Source organism: Methylobacterium sp. C1 (assembly GCF_001854385.1).
Classification (GTDB): domain Bacteria; phylum Pseudomonadota; class Alphaproteobacteria; order Rhizobiales; family Beijerinckiaceae; genus Methylobacterium; species Methylobacterium radiotolerans.
In genome coordinates, this window is the sequence record NZ_CP017640.1 from 3,926,105 (window position 1) to 3,944,193 (window position 18,089).

Annotated in this window: 17 protein-coding genes; 13 read left to right on the forward strand and 4 right to left on the reverse strand. The window is 72.0% G+C overall.

Translation table 11 applies throughout. The features are described 5' to 3' along the window. Window positions 1-8: 8 nt before the first annotated feature. Window positions 9-350: an Hpt domain-containing protein gene (locus BKE41_RS18160; protein ID WP_012320358.1), complete on the reverse strand. Its 342-nt coding sequence runs from the start codon at window positions 348-350 to the stop codon at window positions 9-11. A gap of 517 nt (window positions 351-867) precedes the next feature. Here BKE41_RS18160 and BKE41_RS18165 point away from each other — a divergent pair. The 8 genes from BKE41_RS18165 to BKE41_RS18200 all read left to right on the forward strand — a co-directional run bounded on the left by BKE41_RS18165 (window position 868) and on the right by BKE41_RS18200 (window position 9,221). Beyond that, a complete protein-coding gene (locus BKE41_RS18165) occupies window positions 868-2,655 on the forward strand; it encodes an ABC transporter ATP-binding protein (RefSeq protein ID WP_029359222.1) in 1,788 nt (595 codons plus the stop codon). Beyond that, a complete protein-coding gene (locus BKE41_RS32190) occupies window positions 2,652-2,849 on the forward strand; it encodes a hypothetical protein (protein ID WP_083374382.1) in 198 nt (65 codons plus the stop codon). Before BKE41_RS18165 ends, BKE41_RS32190 begins: the two co-directional genes overlap by 4 nt. A 277-nt stretch (window positions 2,850-3,126) precedes the next feature. Next, window positions 3,127-3,924, forward strand: a complete 798-nt coding sequence (locus tag BKE41_RS18175) for a YfdX family protein (RefSeq protein ID WP_053620526.1) — start codon at window positions 3,127-3,129, stop codon at window positions 3,922-3,924. Window positions 3,925-3,996: 72 nt separating this feature from the next. After that, window positions 3,997-4,350 carry a hypothetical protein gene (locus BKE41_RS18180; protein WP_012320361.1) on the forward strand — a complete coding sequence of 118 codons (354 nt, stop codon included), beginning with the start codon at window positions 3,997-3,999 and terminating at the stop codon, window positions 4,348-4,350. Between the two features lie 109 nt (window positions 4,351-4,459). Beyond that, window positions 4,460-4,663, forward strand: coding sequence for a hypothetical protein (locus tag BKE41_RS18185; protein ID WP_020093001.1), 204 nt, complete (start codon window positions 4,460-4,462; stop codon window positions 4,661-4,663). A gap of 242 nt (window positions 4,664-4,905) precedes the next feature. Beyond that, window positions 4,906-6,369, forward strand: a complete 1,464-nt coding sequence (locus BKE41_RS18190) for a HAMP domain-containing sensor histidine kinase (RefSeq protein ID WP_024829319.1) — start codon at window positions 4,906-4,908, stop codon at window positions 6,367-6,369. Next, the gene (locus tag BKE41_RS18195; protein WP_024829318.1) at window positions 6,354-7,754 is read left to right on the forward strand and encodes a sigma-54 dependent transcriptional regulator; all 1,401 of its coding nucleotides are present in this window, start codon (window positions 6,354-6,356) and stop codon (window positions 7,752-7,754) included. Before BKE41_RS18190 ends, BKE41_RS18195 begins: the two co-directional genes overlap by 16 nt. Window positions 7,755-7,901: 147 nt before the next feature. After that, window positions 7,902-9,221, forward strand: coding sequence for an MFS transporter (locus tag BKE41_RS18200; protein ID WP_012320365.1), 1,320 nt, complete (start codon window positions 7,902-7,904; stop codon window positions 9,219-9,221). Window positions 9,222-9,249: 28 nt separating this feature from the next. Here BKE41_RS18200 and BKE41_RS18205 read toward each other — a convergent pair whose 3' ends face one another. Continuing rightward, a complete protein-coding gene (locus tag BKE41_RS18205) occupies window positions 9,250-9,492 on the reverse strand; it encodes a hypothetical protein (RefSeq protein ID WP_024829316.1) in 243 nt (80 codons plus the stop codon). A gap of 170 nt (window positions 9,493-9,662) precedes the next feature. Between BKE41_RS18205 and BKE41_RS18210 the strand changes: the two genes are divergently transcribed. From BKE41_RS18210 to eda, 3 genes are all read left to right on the forward strand, one after another. Then, a complete protein-coding gene (locus tag BKE41_RS18210) occupies window positions 9,663-10,784 on the forward strand; it encodes an asparaginase (protein ID WP_012320367.1) in 1,122 nt (373 codons plus the stop codon). Window positions 10,785-11,185: 401 nt separating this feature from the next. After that, window positions 11,186-13,012, forward strand: coding sequence for a phosphogluconate dehydratase (gene edd, locus BKE41_RS18215; RefSeq protein ID WP_012320368.1), 1,827 nt, complete (start codon window positions 11,186-11,188; stop codon window positions 13,010-13,012). A 31-nt stretch (window positions 13,013-13,043) separates the two neighbouring features. Further along, the gene (eda, locus tag BKE41_RS18220) at window positions 13,044-13,661 is read left to right on the forward strand and encodes a bifunctional 4-hydroxy-2-oxoglutarate aldolase/2-dehydro-3-deoxy-phosphogluconate aldolase (RefSeq protein ID WP_024829314.1); all 618 of its coding nucleotides are present in this window, start codon (window positions 13,044-13,046) and stop codon (window positions 13,659-13,661) included. Between the two features lie 206 nt (window positions 13,662-13,867). On the opposite strand, the gene BKE41_RS18225 is transcribed toward eda, so the two are convergent. After that, window positions 13,868-15,979, reverse strand: coding sequence for an ABC transporter ATP-binding protein/permease (locus BKE41_RS18225; RefSeq protein WP_070999949.1), 2,112 nt, complete (start codon window positions 15,977-15,979; stop codon window positions 13,868-13,870). 158 nt (window positions 15,980-16,137) lie between these two features. Further along, on the reverse strand, window positions 16,138-16,455 hold the full coding sequence (locus BKE41_RS18230; RefSeq protein ID WP_043074150.1) for a hypothetical protein: 318 nt from the start codon (window positions 16,453-16,455) through the stop codon (window positions 16,138-16,140). A 292-nt stretch (window positions 16,456-16,747) separates the two neighbouring features. Here BKE41_RS18230 and BKE41_RS18235 point away from each other — a divergent pair, with 292 nt between their 5' ends. Further along, window positions 16,748-17,380: a 2OG-Fe(II) oxygenase gene (locus BKE41_RS18235; RefSeq protein ID WP_012320372.1), complete on the forward strand. Its 633-nt coding sequence runs from the start codon at window positions 16,748-16,750 to the stop codon at window positions 17,378-17,380. A 365-nt stretch (window positions 17,381-17,745) separates the two neighbouring features. Next, window positions 17,746-18,081 (forward strand): hypothetical protein, encoded by a 336-nt coding sequence (locus tag BKE41_RS32195; RefSeq protein ID WP_245295807.1) that lies wholly within the window; start codon window positions 17,746-17,748, stop codon window positions 18,079-18,081. The last annotated feature ends 8 nt before the right edge of the window (window positions 18,082-18,089 follow it).

The window sequence follows — 18,089 nt, forward strand, 5'->3', positions numbered from 1 at the left end:
GCGCGGCGCTAGGCGCTCAGCCGAGTCTCCGCCTGCAGGTCCCGCAGGGCCGCGACCGTCCGGTCGCGCAGGGTCCTGAGATCGACCAGCGATCGGGTCAGATCGTCGCCCGCCATGGCCGATTCCTCGAGGCCGCGGCAGGCCCGGGAGAGCTCGGCGCATCCGAGCATGCCGGACATCGAGACCAGCGTGTGCGCCTCGCGGCCGTAATCGTCGTTGGCACGATCCGGCCCCTCGAAGGCGGTGGTGAGGCTGACGACGAATCGGTCGAGGATGCGGACGAGCTTCTCCGTGCCGATCACGGCCGTGAGTTCCTCGAGCGCGTCCCGGTTCACCAGGGAGTGCGACACCGTCGGTCTCCATGTACGGATCCGCGACAGCGATCCGAGAGAGGCGCGCAACCAAGGCGCCGCACAACGGCCAAGTTTGCAGCCAAGTGTTTACACCGCGTTGCGTCAGCTTTTCAACGAAGCTCGACCGTTTTCCGGTCCTCGCAGGATTGAACCGGGCGCATGGATCGGCGGTGGCGGCGGCCGAAAGTCCGGTCCGAAGCGGCGGTCAGACGCGGCCTATCGCGAAGGCCCGAAGCGTCGCTATGGGCATTGCGAATCAATTCGGCCCCTCCTAGCCTCAAAGGCCTGTCGCGCTCGCATCAGGGAGGGGGCTGCATGATCGCCAAGTTCTCGACCCTCGGAGCAGGACGGGTCGGCGCCCCCGCGCGGATCGGCTAGCCGCCTCCCGCTCCCGCCCGGCCCCGTGGCCCGGCGCCTCTGAACCCAGTCCCGTCTGATTTCGCCGGCGCGCATCGTTCGCGATGGGACGCCCGCGTCACCCGGAGCCGACGCTGTCCCTGCGTCGGGCACTTGCATGTCTCTGTCGTCACCCCGGAAGGCGGACGCGGTCCGTCGCGTCCTGACCTACGTCGTCCGCAGCTGGCGCGCGCGCTGGCCCCTCGTCGCGGGTCTCACCGGCGCGATCACGCTCGCCACCCTGGCGGAAGTGCTGCTGCCGCTCTACGCGGGCCGCTTGGTCGACGCGCTCTCCGGGAGCGAGCGCGGCGCCGCGCTGGACGCGGCCTGGCCGGCCTTCCTGGCGATGACCGGGCTCGGCCTCGCCACCGTGCTGCTGCGGCACGTCGCCTGGAGCCTGGTGGTGCCGCTCTCCCTGCACACCATGAGCGATATCGTCCGCAACGGCTTCGCCCGCGTCCAGCGCTTCTCGACCGAGTGGCACGCCAACACCTTCTCGGGCTCGACCGTCCGGAAGATCTCCCGCGGCATGTGGGCGATCGACGGGCTCAACGACACGCTGCTGCTGTCGCTCCTGCCCGCGCTCGTCGTCCTGGTGGGCACGGCCCTCGTGCTCGGCCTGCACTGGCCGGCCCTCGGCGCGACGGTCGCGATCGGCGCGGGCGCCTATATCGGCGCGACCGTCCTCCTCGCGACCCGCGTCATCGCGCCCGCGGCCGCCCTGTCGAACGCCCTCGACACCCGCCTCGGCGGCGCGCTGAGCGACGCGATCGGCAACAACGCCGTCGTCAAGGCCTTCGGCGCGGAGACGCGGGAGGAGGCGCGGCTCGGCCGGCTGCTGGGGAAGTGGCAGCGGCGGACCCGGCGCACGTGGATGATCGTCACCTGGGGCGGCACCGGCCAGCTCGGGCTGCTGCTCGTCCTGCGCACCGTCATCGTCGCCATCGCCCTGTGGCTGTGGTGGCGGGAGCGGGCGAGCCCGGGCGACGTCGCCTACGTCCTGACCTCGACCTTCGTGGTGCACGGCTACCTCCGCGACATCGGCGGCCACATCAACCACCTGCAGCGGGCCATCAACGAGATGGAGGAGCTGGTCGCCCTGGAGGCCGAACCCGTCGGCGTCGCGGACCGCCCCGGCGCGGTTCCACTCGCGGTCGCGGGCGGGGCGATCCGCTTCGAGGCCGTGCGCTTCCACTACGGCGACCACACGCGGCCCCTCTACGACGGGCTGACCGTCGCGATTCCGGCCGGCCAGCGGGTCGGACTGGTGGGGCGCTCGGGCTCCGGCAAGACGACCTTCGTCAAGCTGATCCAGCGGCTCTACGACGTGTCGGGCGGGCGCGTGACGATCGACGGACAGGACGTGGCGTCGGCGAGCCAGGCGAGCCTGCGGGCGCAGGTCGCCATCGTGCCCCAGGAACCGGTGCTGTTCCACCGCTCCCTGGCCGAGAACATCGCCTACGCCCGGCCCGGCGCCTCGGCCCGGGAGATCGAGCGGGCGGCGCGCCTCGCCAACGCGCACGACTTCATCGCGCGGCTGCCGAAGGGCTACGCCACGCCGGTGGGCGAGCGCGGCGTCAAGCTGTCGGGCGGCGAGCGCCAGCGGGTAGCGCTGGCCCGCGCCTTCCTGGCGGACGCGCCGATCCTGATCCTCGACGAGGCGACATCCAGCCTGGATTCGGAATCGGAGGCGCTGGTGCAGGAGGCCATGGCGCGGCTGATGCGCGGGCGCACCGCCATCGTCATCGCTCACCGGCTGTCGACGGTGCGGGCCCTCGACCGCATCCTCGTCTTCGACCGCGGCCGCGTCGTCGAGGACGGGTCGCACGCCGCCCTGATGCGCCGCCCGGACGGGGCCTACCGCGCCCTGTTCGAGCGGCAATCGGACCTCGCGGAGAGCGCGTGAGGATCCGGTTCCTCCGCGGCCGGGCGCGCGCCCGCAGCCCGGCCGCGGAGCGGATCTTCGCGCGCCGGACCCGGATCGACACGGCCGGCGCGGGCGCCTCCCTCGACGCCGGGGAGCCGGTGGACGCCGACTATCGCGCCGGAGCGGAGATCAACGGCGTCACGGCGCGCGCATCGGCGCGAGCTGCACGCTGATGCGCCGCCCCGGGGCCGTCCTGGGCGGCACCCGCCGCGCCTGCCCCGACGCCCCGACGCGCACGGCCTCATGGCACCGGCCCTGCTGGCGCTGCTGAACGCGCGCGCCGGCCGCTTCCCGCCGCGCCGAGCCCCCACGGCCAGCGCCCGGCGCATTGCCGTTTTTTAATCCTTCGGTCATGCGACCAAATGATGGCTGATCTATTATCTGAACACGGAATGAATGAGGCCAATGCAGATGAAGGCCTTATCTCCGGCACCAGAGGGAGATATTATCATGTCCTATCGCAAATCTATGGCTGCGGCTCTCGTGCTCACCACAATCCTCGGTGGAACTGCCTACGCGGCGGAGCAGGCCGTCCAGAACAACGGCACGCAGATCAGCGCGAGCCAGGCGGCGGTCGACAAGGATGTCGGCAAGCTCTCGAAGGACGGCGCGCAGGGCTTCAGAGATCTTCAGCTCACCCGGCTCGCGATCTTCGAGGCCAACCCGAGTCAGGCCAAGGACATGATCGCCAAGGCGCAGGCCGCCTTCGCGAAGGCCAAGACCGACGACGCGGTGTTCACCAAGGCCGAGGCCGATCTCAAGTCGCCCGCCGACATGGCCGCCCACAAGGCGACCGCGCCGAGCGACAAGACCGACGCCAAGGCTGATACCAAGGCGGCCTCCAAGGAGCAGGTGGCCTGGGTTCCGGTCGACGCGCAGCTGACCCTCGGCGACGACTTCGTGGCCACGCCCGCCAAGGCCTCCGCGGTGACCGAGGCGAACAAGAACCTCGCCCAGGGCGACCAGAAGGGCGCCCTGGAGAAGCTCAAGCTCGCCCACGTCGACGTCAACTTCACCATGGCGGTCCTGCCCCTGAAAAAGACCATCACCGACGTCGATCAGGCGGCGACGCTGATCAATCAGGGCAAGTATTACGAGGCGAACGCCGCCCTGAAGTCGGCCCAGGACAACATGCGCTTCGACGTGATCGACGCGATCGCGGTGCCCCAGAAGGCGACCGCCGCCACGGCCGACAAGGGCGCGCCGCAGGCCACCGGTACGACCGCGGGCGCCAAGACCAGCAAGTGACCGACCGCCGAGGACGGCCGCGCCCGACGGATCTCGGGCGCGGCCCGGTCGGCGCGCACAAGGGAGGGCTCCGTGCGGCGATTCTGGATCTCGACCATCCTGGGACTCGAGCTGCTCCTCGGCGGAACCCCGGCGGCCTCCGCCCGGACGGCGGGCGTTCCGCACTTCAACATCCGGGCGATCTGCGCGCCGGAGCACCGGGCGGGATCCAACGCCGTCGATCGGGCGAGCTACCGGGGTTGCCTGTCCGACGAGGCCGCCGCGCGGCGCACCCTGATCAAGCGCTGGCCGACGTTCGACGTGGCGGAGCGCCGGACCTGCGCTGCGGAGAGCCAGATCGGCGGCGCCCCCTCCTACGTGGCGATGCTGACCTGCGTGCAGCTCGGGAGCGACGCCCTGCCGATCAACCCGTCGGGTCCGCCGTGAGACGGCACCATCCACGCGGCGGACCGGATCGCACGTCCGTGATCCGCGCAAGTGGAACCGGCGATATCTCCAAGACGTCTCGCACTGTCAATTGAATGGAGGAGGCATCATGTTCAAGACTACGGCGCGCGCTGCACTTTGCCTGGCCTGTCTCTGGTCGGTCACGCCGGCCCTGGCGGCCCCGAAGGAGATGCCCCAGGGCAAGCGCGACGAGATGTCGATGAAGGACACCAAGCACGAGGTGGTGATGCAGCGGAAGGAGAATAAGGAAGCCAACAAGAACGTCGACAGCCTCATCACGAACCGCAAGTGAGCGGGCGCGCCCACGCCGACGACTGACTGTCTTTCTGTCCGAGAGGAGCACCGGACGCGGCGCACCTCTCCTGGCGGTCCCGGGCCTGGCCCGGGATCGCCCGCGCGCGGTGCTCCGTCATCGCGATCCTGCGCGCCGTCCTCGCGTCGTCGAGTGGTCACGGGGCCGGGCCTTGGCGTAGGAACGGGGTCCGGGCGCGACGCCGCCGCAGGAGCCAGCGCCATGCCGGGTCGGACACCGCCGTGACGGCCTACAGCCTGCGCGCCCGGCTGCTCGCGCTCTGGGTCCTGCTGCTCGCCTCCGCGGCCGCGACCGCCTACCTGATGCTCGGCGTCTACGACCAGTCGACGGGTGTCCAGGTGGCGCAGGCCGACCTCGCGGTCGGGCGGGCCTGCCGCGAGATCATCGACCGGTACGCCGCCCTGGTCCGGGCCCGCGGCAAGGGTAGCGCAGAGGCCGACCTGGTCGGCACCCTGTCGACCGCGCTGGCGCGCTTCCCGGGCCTCGAGGGCGGGATCTGGAGCGCCGCCCGCGGATCCGTGGCCTACGCCTATCCGACCTACGAGGGATCCGGGCCGAAGACCGACTTTCCGGCGGCCGAGCGCGACGCCATCGCGGCGCTGAACGCGCAGGCGCTGCGGGTCGACCACGCGGTCTCGGAGCGCCGGCCGAGCCGGACCCAGGTCCTGATGCTCCAGGCCTGCCCCCTTCACGGGCCGGAGGCCGGCCTGACCGCGTGGTCGATGACGCGCGCGCACGTCAACGACGGCCCCACCTACACGCGCTTCCTCGCGGGCCTCGGCTTCCTGGCCGTGACGGTGCTCGGATCGGCCGCGTTCCTGAGCTGGTTCCTGTACGGGTTCTCAGGGCGGATCGCCCGGCTGGAGGCCGCGCTCGCCGCGCCGCGCCCGGACGGCCAGGATCTGCCCCATCTCGACCGCACCGGCGAGCGCGAACTCGACCGGCTGGTGGACGCCCTGAACGCCGCCGGCGGGCGGCTGCGGGAGGCTCAGGCGCGCATCGTGGCGACCGAGCGACTGGCCGCCGTCGGCCGGCTGGCGGCGAGCGTCGCCCACGAGATCCGCAATCCCATCGCGGCGATGCGCCTGAAAGCCGAGAACGCCCTGGTCAGCGGCGATCCCCACCGGACCGCTGCCGCCCTCGAGGCGGTGCTCGGCCAGATCGCCCGGGTCGACACGCTGCTGCGCGACCTCCTCAACCTGACCCAGGCGCGGCCGCTCAACCGGATGCCCACGCCGGTAGAGCCGCTCCTGGCCGAGTGCGCGCACCTGCACGAGGAGCTGGCGAGCGCGCGGTCGGTCCGGATCGCGGTCGCCGCCGACGGGCTGCCCGCCACGGACCATCCGCATCTCGACCGGGCGCAGATCGCCCGGGCCGTCGACAACCTGCTGCTGAACGCCCTGCAGCACGCGCCGCCGGGCGGCCGGATCCGCCTCGGTGCCGAGCGGGCGACGGTCGACGGCGCGCTGCGGCTGCGCCTCAGCGTCGCCGATACCGGCGCCGGCGTCGATCCGGTGATCCGCGCCGGCCTGTTCGAGCCGTTCGTCACCGGCCGGCCCGACGGGACCGGCCTCGGGCTCGCGATCGTGCGCGAGATCGCCCTGGCCCATCGGGGCGAGGCGAGGCTGGTCGAGGGCGCTCCGGAGACCACCTTTGTCCTGGACCTGCCATGGCAACCATCCTGATCGTCGACGACGACAGAGCCCTGCGCGACGGGCTCGCCGAGACGGTGACCGATCTCGGGCACACCGCGCTCCCGGTCGCCTCCGGCTCGGAGGCCCTGGCGCGGCTGGCCGAGGGTCCGGTGGCGGCGGTGCTCCTCGACCTGCGCATGCCCGGCGCCCTCGACGGCATGGCCACGCTCGAGCGGATCCGCGCCCTGCCGGAGCCGCCCCCCGTGACGGTGCTGACGGCCTTCGCGAGCCCGGCCAACACCATCGAGGCGATGCGCCTGGGGGCGCACGACCACCTGACCAAGCCGATCGGCCGGGCCGATCTCGCCGCCGCCCTCGACGCGATGCTGCGCGACGCCCGCTGCGATCCCGGCAGCGCCGCCCCGCCGCCGGGCCACCCGGTCCTGATCGGGTCGAGCGCGGGCATGCGGAAGGTCCAGAAGACCATCGGCCTCGTCGCCGACAGCGCCTCCACGATCCTGATCCAGGGCGAGACCGGCACCGGCAAGGAGGAGGTCGCCCGGGCCCTCCACGCCTTCTCGCGGCGCCGCGCGCGGCCGTTCATCCCGGTGAACTGCGCGGCGATCCCCGCCGACGCGCTGGAGAGCGAGCTCTTCGGCCATGTCCGGGGCGCCTTCGCCGGGGCGGCCTCGGACCGCGCCGGCGCCTTCCACGAGGCCGAGGGCGGCACCCTGTTCCTGGACGAGATCGGCGACATGCCGGCGGCGATGCAGGCCAAGATCCTGCGGGTGATCCAGGACTGCGTCGTCACCCCGCTGGGTGGCCGGTCCGCCCGGGTCGATGTCCGGCTCGTGGCGGCGACGCATCGCGACCTGCCGGCGCTGGTCGCCGAGGGCACGTTCCGCGCCGACCTGTACTACCGGCTGAACGTCGTGCCGATCGCCCTGCCGCCCCTGCGCGAGCGGCTGGCCGACATCGTGCCGCTCGCCGAGCACTTCCTGGTCCCCTCCGGCAAGCGCCTGAGCGGCGGTGCCGCCTCGCGCCTGCTCGCCTACGAGTGGCCCGGCAACGTCCGCGAGCTGCGCAACGTCGTGGAGCGGGCCGCCGTGCTGGTGCGCGGCGGCGTGATCGCGGCCGAGGCCATCGATCTGCCGGCCGCGCGGCCCGAGCGGCGCGGCGACGACGCGGTGACGGACGGGCTCGCCGGCGACCTGCCCGGCGCCGTGGCCCACCTGGAGCGGACCATGATCGCCGCCGCGCTCCGCGAGGCCGACGGCAACCGCGCCCGGGCCGCCCGCCGGCTCGGCATCCAGCGGCAGCTCCTCTACGCCAAGATCGAGCGCTACGGCCTCGCCGCGCCGGGGATCGATCTGTCGGAAGAGACGACAGATGCTGTCGGAAATCCCGACGCTTCGGCGGGCACCGACCCGGCCTGAGGCCCATCGGGCCGGAGAATCGTTCACATCCCGCGTGAGGTCCCGGCGGCGCGGGAACCGATGGCGCGCGCGGGCGTCGAGCCCCGCGTGCGACGGCGCGGCCCGGATCGGAGCCGCGCCGTCCGTCGGTCGGGGGATCGCGGCAGGATGAACAGCATCGAGACGGGCGCCCGCGGCGCCGGCAGCCGGACGCCCTCGGCCAAGGCCCTGCGCGGCCTTGACGCGCTCAACTTCTTCCTGGCCGACGTGCGCGACGGCCTCGGCCCCTACCTCGCCATCTACCTGATCGCCGTGCGCGGCCCGGACCAGGGCTGGAACGAGGCCACGACCGGCCTCGTGATGACGATCGCGGGCATTCTCGGCCTCGTGGCGCAGACGCCCGCCGGCGCGCTGATCGACGCCACCAACCACAAGCGCGCGGTGGTGATCGGCGGCGCCATCGCGGTGACGGCCAGCTGCCTCGTCCTGCCGTTCATCACGAACTTCTACCTCGTCACCGCCACCCAATCGATCGCCCACGTCGCCGGGACGATCTTCCCGCCGGCGCTGGCCGCGATCACGCTGGGCCTCGTCGGGCCGAAGATGTTCGCCAAGCGGATCGGCCGGAACGAGGGCTTCAACCACGCCGGCAACGCGGTCTCGGCCGCCGTAGCGGGCGGACTCGCCTACTTCTTCGGACCGGTGGTGGTGTTCTGGCTCATGGGCATCCTGGCGGCGCTGTCGATCGGCGCCATGCTGATGGTGCCGGCCGACGCCATCGACAACGACCTCGCCCGGGGCATGACCGAGGACGAGGAGCAGGCGCAGGAGAAGCCCTCCGGCCTCGCCACCCTGCTGCAGAACCGGGCGCTCCTGATCTTCGCGGTGCTCTGCGCGATCTTCCACCTCGCCAACGCGGCGATGCTGACCTCGGTGGGCCAGCTCCTGACGCACGTCTCGGGCAAGGACCACGCGACCTCGCTGATCGCGGTCTGCATCGTGGCGGCGCAGTGCGTGATGGTGCCGGTGGCGATCTTCGTGGGCGCGAAGGCCGACGTGATCGGGCGCAAGCCGATCTTCCTCACCGCCTTCGGCATCCTGGCGCTGCGCGGCGTCCTCTACACGCTGTCGGACAACCCGTTCTGGCTGGTGGGCGTCCAGCTCCTCGACGGAATCGGCGCCGGCGTCTACGGCGCGCTGTTCCCGATCGTGGTCGCGGACCTGACCCGCGGCGGCGGCCGGTTCAACGCCGCCCAGGGCGCCGTGGCGACGGCCCAGGGCATCGGTGCCTCCCTGAGCGCGACGCTCGCCGGCGTGATCATCGTGTCGGCGGGCTACGCCACCGCCTTCCTGGCGCTGGCGGCGATCGCGGCGCTCGGCTTCGTCCTCTACCTCGCGCTGATGCCCGAGACCCGCGACGCGGAGCGCGCGGGCAGCGAGCCCGAGAGCGGCGCCGGCATGCCGCCGGCCGTGCCGGCGAGCGCCTGAGCGCCGCGATCGGGTCCCGAGGCCGCGCTCAGGACGCGGCGGCCAGCTCCGGCGCGGCCTGACTCGGCACGACTTCACCCGGCACGACTTCGCCCGGCACAGTCGCCTCCGGCGGGGCCTTCCGCGAGACGTAGTAGATGTCGACGGCGCGCCAGAACGCCCCCTGCTCCTCCGTCGAGCGGCGCGCGAGGGACGTCTCGAGGATCGACATCGCGGCCCGCGCGGGCTCGCTCCGCTCGAGTTCCTCGAGCAGGCCGGCGAGATGCAGCATGGCTTCTACCTCCGAGCGGACAGCAACCGCCATCAACGCCCGAGCTTGCGTAACGATCCGTCGCGCCCTGCGCGTCGGCGCCCTGCATGATCCTTGCCTCGGCCGGAGGCGCGGCTACCATCCCCGCGGCGAGTCCCACTCGCTCTCCCGTCAACCGTCGAGGATCTCCGATGTTCTCCTGCCGAAGCGGCGCGGCTCTTCCCCTGCGCGGAGCGGTCTTCGCCCTGGCCCTGGCCAGCGGATTCGGGGCGGCGCCCCTCGTCGCCCGCGAGATGCCCGAGGCCGGCGCAGCCGCCGCAGCGAAGAAGCCGAACGTCGTGATCCTCGCCACCGGCGGGACGATCGCCGGCGCCGGCGCCGACGCCGCCAACAGCGCCACCTACACGGCCGCCAAGGTGCCGGTCGACAAGCTGATCGCGGCCGTGCCGCAGGTGAACACCATCGCCAACGTCCGCGGCGAGCAGGTCTTCCAGATCGCCTCCGAGAGCTTCACCGACGCCCAGCTCGTCCAGCTCGGCAAGCGCGTGTCCCAGCTCCTGAAGCAGGACGACGTCGACGGCGTCGTCGTCACGCACGGGACCGACACGCTGGAGGAGACCGCGTTCTTCCTCGACCTCGTGGTGAAGAGCGACAAGCCGATCGTGGTGGTCGGCTCGATGCGGCCGGGCACGGCGATCTCGGCCGACGGCGCCCTCAACCTGCTCGACGCCGTCACGGTCGCCGCCAGCAAGGAGGCGATCGGCCAGGGCGTCACCGTGACGATGAACGACTACATCCAGTGCGGCCGCGACGTGAACAAGCGGACCAACATCGTGCCCAGCGCCTTCTACAGCCAGTGGGGGCCGCTCGGCATGGTGGTCGAGGGCAAGACCTACTTCTTCCGCTCGCTGACGAAGCGGCACAACATGAGCTCCGAGTTCGACATCGACCAGATCGACAGCCTGCCGCTGGTCGGCATCGTCTACGGCTCGGGCAACATGATCCCGGGGGTCTACGACGCCGAGCTCCAGGCGGGCGCGAAGGCGATCGTCAACGCCGGCACCGGCAACGGCTCGGTGCCCGGCTACCTCGTCGACAAGCTGAAGGACATCCGCTCCAAGGGCGCCATCGTGATCCGCTCGTCGCGGGTGCCGGACGGCTTCGTCCTGCGCAACGCCGAGCAGCCCGACGACAAGTACGACTGGGTGGTCGCCCACGACCTCAACCCCGCCAAGGCCAAGATCCTGGCGGCCGTGGCGCTCACCAAGACCAGCGACACCAAGGAGCTGCAGCGCATCTTCTGGGAGTATTGAGTCCAGGGACGCGCTGCGCCCCTGAGGTTCAACCCCTCGCTGAGGCAGGCCTCGGAGGAACGCTTCGAGACCTGCCGACGTCGGGCGTCCGCGCAGGGGCGTGGACCCACCGGCTTCGCGAGCGCAGCGAAGCGATCCAGGGTCGCGCTGCCCTGTGTCACTTCGCTCCGCTCGTCACGACGAGGCCGGCGGCATCGATCGAGGGCGTGAGCGTTCGCTGCCCTGAACTCGGGGTTTCCCGAGCCGGCGGGCAGACCGCATGGCGTCGCCGGCGCTCGCCCCGGGTTACATCCCGCGGCGCACCCCCTTAGATACCGGCCACCGACGACGCGGCCGCGCGGCCGATCCCGACTCGCGGCCCCGGCCGCGCGCCCGTCGGCACCGAGCCTGGAGGAACGAGCATGACCGAGCTTCATCCCGAGGTCGCGGCGGTCACCGAGCGCGTCGTGGCGCGCTCCCGCGAGACCCGGCGCGCCTATCTCGACCTGATCGCCCGCGAGCGCGAGGCGGGGGTCCGGCGCGGCAAGCTCGCCTGCGGCAACCTCGCCCACGGCTTCGCGGCCTCCGGCGAGGACAAGGCGGCGATCCGCGACGAGCGGACGGTGATGAACATCGGCATCGTCACCGCCTACAACGACATGCTCTCGGCCCATCAGCCCTACGGGCGCTACCCGGAGCAGATCAAGCTGTTCGCCCGGGAGCGCGGCGCCACCGCGCAGGTCGCGGGCGGTACGCCGGCCATGTGCGACGGCGTCACCCAGGGCCAGAGCGGCATGGAGCTGTCGCTGTTCTCCCGGGACACGATCGCGCTCTCCACCGCGGTGGCGCTGAGCCACGGCATGTTCGACGGGGCGGCGCTCCTCGGCATCTGCGACAAGATCGTGCCGGGCCTGCTCATCGGGGCGCTCCGCTTCGGCCACCTGCCGACGATCCTGATCCCGGCCGGTCCCATGCCCTCGGGCCTCGCCAACAAGGAGAAGCAGCGGATCCGCCAGCTCTACGCCGAGGGCAAGGTCGGCCGGGCGGAACTGCTCGAATCCGAGTCCGCCTCCTACCACGCGGCCGGGACCTGCACGTTCTACGGCACCGCCAACTCCAACCAGATGATGATGGACATGATGGGCCTGCACATGCCGGGCGCGTCCTTCATCAACCCGGGCACCAAGCTGCGCCAGGCCGTGACCCGGGCGGCGATCCACCGCCTCACCGAGATCGGCGGCGCCGGCAACGACTACCGCCCCCTCGGCCTCTGCGTCGACGAGAAGGCGATCGTCAACGCCGCGGTCGGCCTCCTCGCCACGGGCGGCTCGACCAACCACGCGATCCACCTGCCGGCCATCGCGCGCGCCGCCGGCATCGTGATCGACTGGGAGGATATCGACCGGCTCTCCAGCGCCGTGCCGCTGATCGCCCGCGTCTACCCGAACGGCGCCGGCGACGTGAACCACTTCCACGCCGCGGGCGGCATGAGCTTCGTGATGGCGGCGCTGCTCGACGCGGGCCTCCTGCACGACGACATCCTGACCGTGGCGGGCCAGTCGCTGCGCGACCACGCCCGCGACCCGAAACTCGACGGCGAGGATCTGGTCTTCGAGGACGCGGTGCCGGAGAGCCTGGACGACACGATGCTGCGCCGGCCGGGCAACCCGTTCCAGCCCGACGGCGGCATGCGGCTCGTGAAGGGCAATCTCGGCCGGGCGACGTTCAAGACCAGCGCCGTCGAGGAGCACCGCCGCACCATCGAGGCCCCGGCCCGGGTCTTCTCCGACCAGGACGAGGTGCTGAAGGCGTTCAAGGCCGGGGAGCTGGAGCGCGACGTCGTGGTCGTGGTCCGGTTCCAGGGCCCGAAGGCGAACGGCATGCCCGAGCTGCACAAGCTGACCCCGCCGCTGGGCGTGCTGCAGGACCGCGGCCACCGGGTCGCCCTGGTGACCGACGGGCGCATGTCGGGGGCGTCGGGCAAGGTGCCGGCCGCCATCCACCTGAGCCCCGAGGCGCTCGGCGGCGGCCCGATCGGGCGGATCCGCGACGGCGACATCGTCCGCCTCAGCGCCGCCGACGGGCTGCTGCAGGTTCTGGTCGACGACGCGGAATTCGCGGCGCGCCCCGAGGCCGAGGCGCCGGAGGCCGCGCAGGGCACCGGGCGGGAGCTGTTCGCGTTCATGCGCCAGGGGGCCGACACGGCGGAGCGGGGCGCCTCGGCGATGCTCGCCGCCGCCGGCCTCTGAAACCGAGAGGGAGTTGCCGACCATGAACGATCTGACCAGCATCGACGCGCTGATGCGCTCCGTGCCCGTCATTCCGGTCCTGGTGATCGACGACGCGGCCCAGGCGCGGCCCATCGCCGAGGCCCTGGTCAAGGGCGGCCTGACCGCCCTGGAGGTCACCCTGCGGACCCCGGCCGCCCTCGACGTCATCCGGGAGATGACGCGGGTCGAGGGCGCGGTGGTGGGCGCCGGGACGGTGCTCAACCCGCGCGATCTCGAGAAGGCGCTGGCGGCGGGGGCCGAGTTCATCGTCTCGCCGGGCCTCACCGAGCCGCTGACCGACGCCGCCAAGGCCAACGGCGTGCCCTACCTGCCCGGCGTGGCCACGGCGGCCGACATCATGCGCGGCCTCGACCACGGCCTCGACCGGTTCAAGTTCTTCCCGGCCGAGGCCGCGGGCGGGATCAAGGCGCTGAAGGCGCACGCGGCCGTGTTCGGCGCGGTGCGGTTCTGCCCCACGGGCGGGATCACCGAGGCGACCGCTCCCGAATGGCTGTCGATCCCGTCCGTGCTCTGCGTCGGCGGCAGCTGGGTGGTGAAGCCCGGCGCCCCCGACCCGGCGGCGATCGAGCGGGCGGCCCGGGCCGCCGCCGGGTTGCGGACGGCGTAAGCCTCACGACCGAAGCCCTTGCGAGCAGAGCGAAAGGTCCGGGGTCGCGCCAAATCTTCGAGATGTCGCGCTGCCCTGGATCACCTCGCCGCGCTCGCGATGACGGACAGGGCACGGCGCCCGCGTCGATCGGCGGAAGACCGCAGGGCTGAGCAGCCGGACATCGGCTCCCCTCCCGGCGGAGGGAGGGCCGGTCGTGCCGCCGGCTACTCTGCCGGCAGCGGCTGCCGCTGCACGCGCGGGACGAACACGCCGCTCTCCGACTCGAGCGCGATGCGCCGGTCGTGGAAGGCGTCGAGCGTCGAGCGATGGCCGATCGACACGATCGTCGTGCCGGGAAGCCGCTCGCGCAGCATCCGGTAGAGGGCCGCCTCGGAAGGCTCGTCGAGGGAGGCCGTCGCCTCGTCGAGGAACAGCCATTCGGGCTTCGCCAGCAGCGCGCGGGCGATGGCCAGCCGCTGCTGCTCGCCGCCCGACAGCCGCCGCTCCCAGGTGTCGCTCTCGTCGAGGTGGTCGACGAGGTGGGCGAGCTGGGCGGCCGTCAGGGCGTCCCTGATCGCCGCGTCCGGGAACTGGTCGGTGGTGTTCGGGTAGACCACGGCGCCGCGCAGCGTGCCCTGCGGGATGTAGGGCCGCTGCGGCAGCAGCAGCGCCGACTGCCCGGCGGGCACGTCGACCCGGCCCTTGCCGAAGGGCCAGATCCCCGCGATCGCCCGGAACAGGGTCGACTTGCCCGAGCCGGAGGGACCCGTGACCAGGGTCGCGCCGCCGCGCGGCAGGGTCAGCGCGTCGGCGGTGACGATCGGCTTCCCGTTCGGAAGGGCGAGGACCAGGTCGCGCGCGGTGACGTCGCCGGCGCTGTCGTTGCCCTGGACGAGGCCGTAGCCCGCCGCCTCCAGCGCCTCGGCCTTGGTCATGGCCCGGCGGAAGGAGCCGAGACGGATGGTGTTGGCCTTGTAGGCCGCCAGCGTCGTGTACGAATCGACGAAGAACGACAGCGAGCTCTGCACCTGGCCGAACGCCTGGGAGGTCTGCTGCAGCGCGCCCAGCGTGATCTTCTTGGCGAAGAAGGACGGGGCCGCCAGCACCATCGGGAAGATCACGCTCGCCTGCCGGTAGCTGAACGTGAAGGCGATCAGCTTGATGCGGCGGAAGATGATCCCGACGTAGTTGTCGATCACGCTGTGGAACAGGCTCGAGAGCCGCGAGGCCTCCGCGCGCTCGCCGCGCAGCAGGGCGATCTGCTCCGAGTAGATGCGGTTCCGGGCCAGCGCGAAGCGGAAATTCGCCTCGACCTGCTCCTGCCGGAAGTCCAGCCCGATGAGCGGCCGGCCGATCAGGTGGGTGAGCCACGTGCCGACCACCGCGTAGGCGATCACCAGCCAGACCAGGAAGCCCGGGATCACCGTGTCGGTGAACGGCACGACGAAGTCGCGCGACAGGGTCCAGAGGATCACGATGAACGAGACGAGCTGCGCGGCCTGGCTGAGCAGCCGGATCGACAGCGTCGTGGTCTGCACGATGAAGCTGTTGACGTCGGCCTGGATGCGCTGATCCGGGTTGTCCGCCTCCTCGTCGGTGAACGGGATGCGGTAGTGCGTGCCGTTGCCGAGCCAGCGCTCGTACAGGCTGTGGGTCAGCCACGTGCGCCAGCGGATCAGCAGCGAGGAATCCACGAACAGGTCGAACATACCGATGGCGATGTTCAGCGTGGCCAGCGGCACGAACACCCAGAGCAGCTGGTACCAGAACGCGTTCGCGTCGTATTCCTGGAGCGAGTTGTAGATGTCGCGGTAGAAGAAGTTGAACCGCAGCGTCAGCGCCACGTCGGCGAAATTCACGAAGATGGACAGCGCCACGAGGTTGCGGCCGATCCGGCCCTCGGTGGTGCCGAACCAGCGGAACAGGCCGATCTCCTTGGTCGGCTTGTCGCGGTTGGCGAAGTACGGGTCGGCGATGTTGGTGATCGCGCGGATCGGCTCGAGATGCGAGATGCCCAGCACGATGGCAGCGAAGACCACCGCGCCGGTGGCGGCGAAGGCCGGCGGGAGCAGGGCCGCGACCACCGGCGGCAGCAGCCCCATGGCGGCGACCGTCTTCGAGCCCGCGAGCAGCAGGTAGCCGACGCCGTAGACCGAGACGAAGACCTTGAGGTAGGCCGAGATGCCGTTCGAGGCGATCAGGATGCCCGCCATGGCGAAGCCGGCGAGGGAGACGTAGAGCGGCGGGCTCGGGATTCCGGGGAACGCCAGCAGGATCAGCGCGGCCAGGGCGGTGAGCACGGCCTGGATGCCCAGTCCGGTCCTGAGTGCTGCCACGCGTCGATCCCCCATCCGTGCGCGCCCGCTCGGGACGCCACCGGCGGCCTTGGCCCCGGCAGATGGCCAGATAGTGGCACTCTGGCCGCGCTGTCGCGTGAAACTTTGGTCACCTTCCGACGGTGCGGCGATTTACGCGGGTGGCGCGGGCAGCGCGGCTACCAGTTCCACTCCTCGAAGCCGGGCTCGCGGCAATGGTAGCCGATCGGGCATTGCGGGTTGTCGCGCGTGGGGGCGAAGCGCAGTTCGGCGATCTCCGAGCCGCTGCACTGCCCGGGATTGCTGACGAAGCGCTCCGGCGCCGTCCCGGCGGCGATGATCACGTCGCCCTCGTTCTTCACCAGGGCCATCGCCTCGGAGCAGGTCATGCGGGCCGTCATCGAGCCGCGCGGCGGCCGCGTCTGGGCGCGGGCCTCGACCCCGGTCGCGACGGCGGCGAGGTGGGCGAACAGCAGAGCGAGGGCCAACGGCCTCATCGGGCACGGGTTCCGGTACGCACCCGGGAAGAAAGCCCGCGGGTCTGGCGCCATCCTGCACAAGCAGGCCGTCCGAGACTGTCACCGGAATGCGCCACCGGGCCGCTTTCGCCGTCGGACCGCCGCAATCGGCGGATTAGGAGATTCCGGGATTGCCGAAAGCCGCTTTAGATTTGTGATCGTGGACGCCTGCGCGGGCGGCCCCGGCACGACGGCTGGACCGGCCCCCCCGGCACGCGTCTCCGGCGCCCCGCGTGCCGGCCGACCGGCGCCGGAGCCAAGGGACCCAGCGATGTCCGCTCTCTCGATCCTCGACATCTCCGCCGTGCGCGCCGCGCCCGTCTCCCGCGAGCCCTACGCCTACACGCTCGGCAGCAACGTCCTGAATCCCGAGGCGATCGACGACATCCGGCGCGACTTCCCGGACATCGCCAAGCCCGGCTACCTCACGGTGGACGAGGTCGCCCTCAAGGGCCGGTTCAAGGCGCTGATCGACGAGCTGGAGAGCGACGCCTTCTCGGAGATCCTCGGCGAGAAATTCGGCATCGACCTCGTCTCGTGCCCGCGGCTGACGACCATCATGCGCCGCAGCCAGCTGAAATACGGCTCGATCCACACCGACGGCCCGTCGAAGGTGCTGACCCTGCTCGTCTACATGAACGATGCCTGGGACGCCCCCGCGGCCGGCCGCCTGCGGGTGCTGTACGACGGCCGCAACTACGAGCCCTTCGCGGTGGAAGTCCCGCCGACCATGGGCACGATGTTCGCCTTCCTGCGGGCGGACAATTCCTGGCACGGCCACGAGCCCTTCGAGGGCGAGCGGCGCGTGGTGCAGGTGGCGTGGCTCAAGGACGCGTCGGAGCTGGAGCGCAAGCGCAAGCGCAACCGCACGGCGCAGTTCCTGAAGGGCATCTTCGGCCGCTGATCGGACGAGAAGGGGGCGGACCATGGGGGCGGTCGTGCTGGCGGATCCGGGCGACGGGGCGCGTGCCGGCTCCTGGCGTCGCTTCGCCCTGCCGACGCTCCTCATCCTCGGCTGGGTGGGCCTGTTCGCCTACAGCGCCGCCTACCTGACCGAGGACCTGCCGTTCCGCCCGTCCATGCCGGAAGCGGGCCCGTCCGCTGGGAGCTCCGCCGGTCCGCGCGCCGCGCGCCGCGTGGTGATGCTCGACGAGCCCGACCAGCCCGCGCCCCCGGCCGAGACGCCCGGCCAGACCGCCATGGCCGCCGCGGCGGCGCCGCCGGCCCGCAGACCGCGCGGCGGCGCCCGCGGTCGCGAACGCCCGGCCGGTGCCGGCTCCGGTCCCCGCTCCGGCCGTCGCGTCGGCCGCGGCCGAGTACGTCGGCGTCTGGGGCCCGACACCCGAGGCCTGCGGGGCCCGGTCGCGGCGCCGCGGCTACATCCCGGCCACGATCACGCAGGACCGCGCCCGCGCGGGCCGCACGCTCTGCCTCTTCCACGACATGCGGCGGAGCGGCGCCGCCTGGGTCACCGCCGCCGAGTGCAGCGATCGCGGCCGCCGCTGGTCGTCGCAGGTCCGCCTGCAGGTGGACGGCGAGCATCTGACCTGGTCGAGCAGCCGCGGGACCTCGACCTACATCCGCTGCGGCCGCCGCGCCGGCTGAGGGGGACC

What these genes read in the sequence shown, in the direction of transcription:
- BKE41_RS18210 (WP_012320367.1), top strand. Translation starts at nt 9,663, where the DNA reads ATGTTCTCCTGCCGAAGCGGCGCGGCTCTTCCCCTGCGCGGAGCGGTC.
- BKE41_RS18185 (WP_020093001.1), top strand. Translation starts at nt 4,460, where the DNA reads ATGTTCAAGACTACGGCGCGCGCTGCACTTTGCCTGGCCTGTCTCTGG.
- BKE41_RS18175 (WP_053620526.1), top strand. Translation starts at nt 3,127, where the DNA reads ATGTCCTATCGCAAATCTATGGCTGCGGCTCTCGTGCTCACCACAATC.
- BKE41_RS18200 (WP_012320365.1), top strand. Translation starts at nt 7,902, where the DNA reads ATGAACAGCATCGAGACGGGCGCCCGCGGCGCCGGCAGCCGGACGCCC.
- edd (WP_012320368.1), top strand. Translation starts at nt 11,186, where the DNA reads ATGACCGAGCTTCATCCCGAGGTCGCGGCGGTCACCGAGCGCGTCGTG.
- BKE41_RS18165 (WP_029359222.1), top strand. Translation starts at nt 868, where the DNA reads ATGTCTCTGTCGTCACCCCGGAAGGCGGACGCGGTCCGTCGCGTCCTG.
- BKE41_RS18235 (WP_012320372.1), top strand. Translation starts at nt 16,748, where the DNA reads ATGTCCGCTCTCTCGATCCTCGACATCTCCGCCGTGCGCGCCGCGCCC.
- BKE41_RS18195 (WP_024829318.1), top strand. Translation starts at nt 6,354, where the DNA reads ATGGCAACCATCCTGATCGTCGACGACGACAGAGCCCTGCGCGACGGG.
- BKE41_RS18230 (WP_043074150.1), bottom strand. Translation starts at nt 16,455, where the DNA reads ATGAGGCCGTTGGCCCTCGCTCTGCTGTTCGCCCACCTCGCCGCCGTC.
- BKE41_RS18205 (WP_024829316.1), bottom strand. Translation starts at nt 9,492, where the DNA reads ATGCTGCATCTCGCCGGCCTGCTCGAGGAACTCGAGCGGAGCGAGCCC.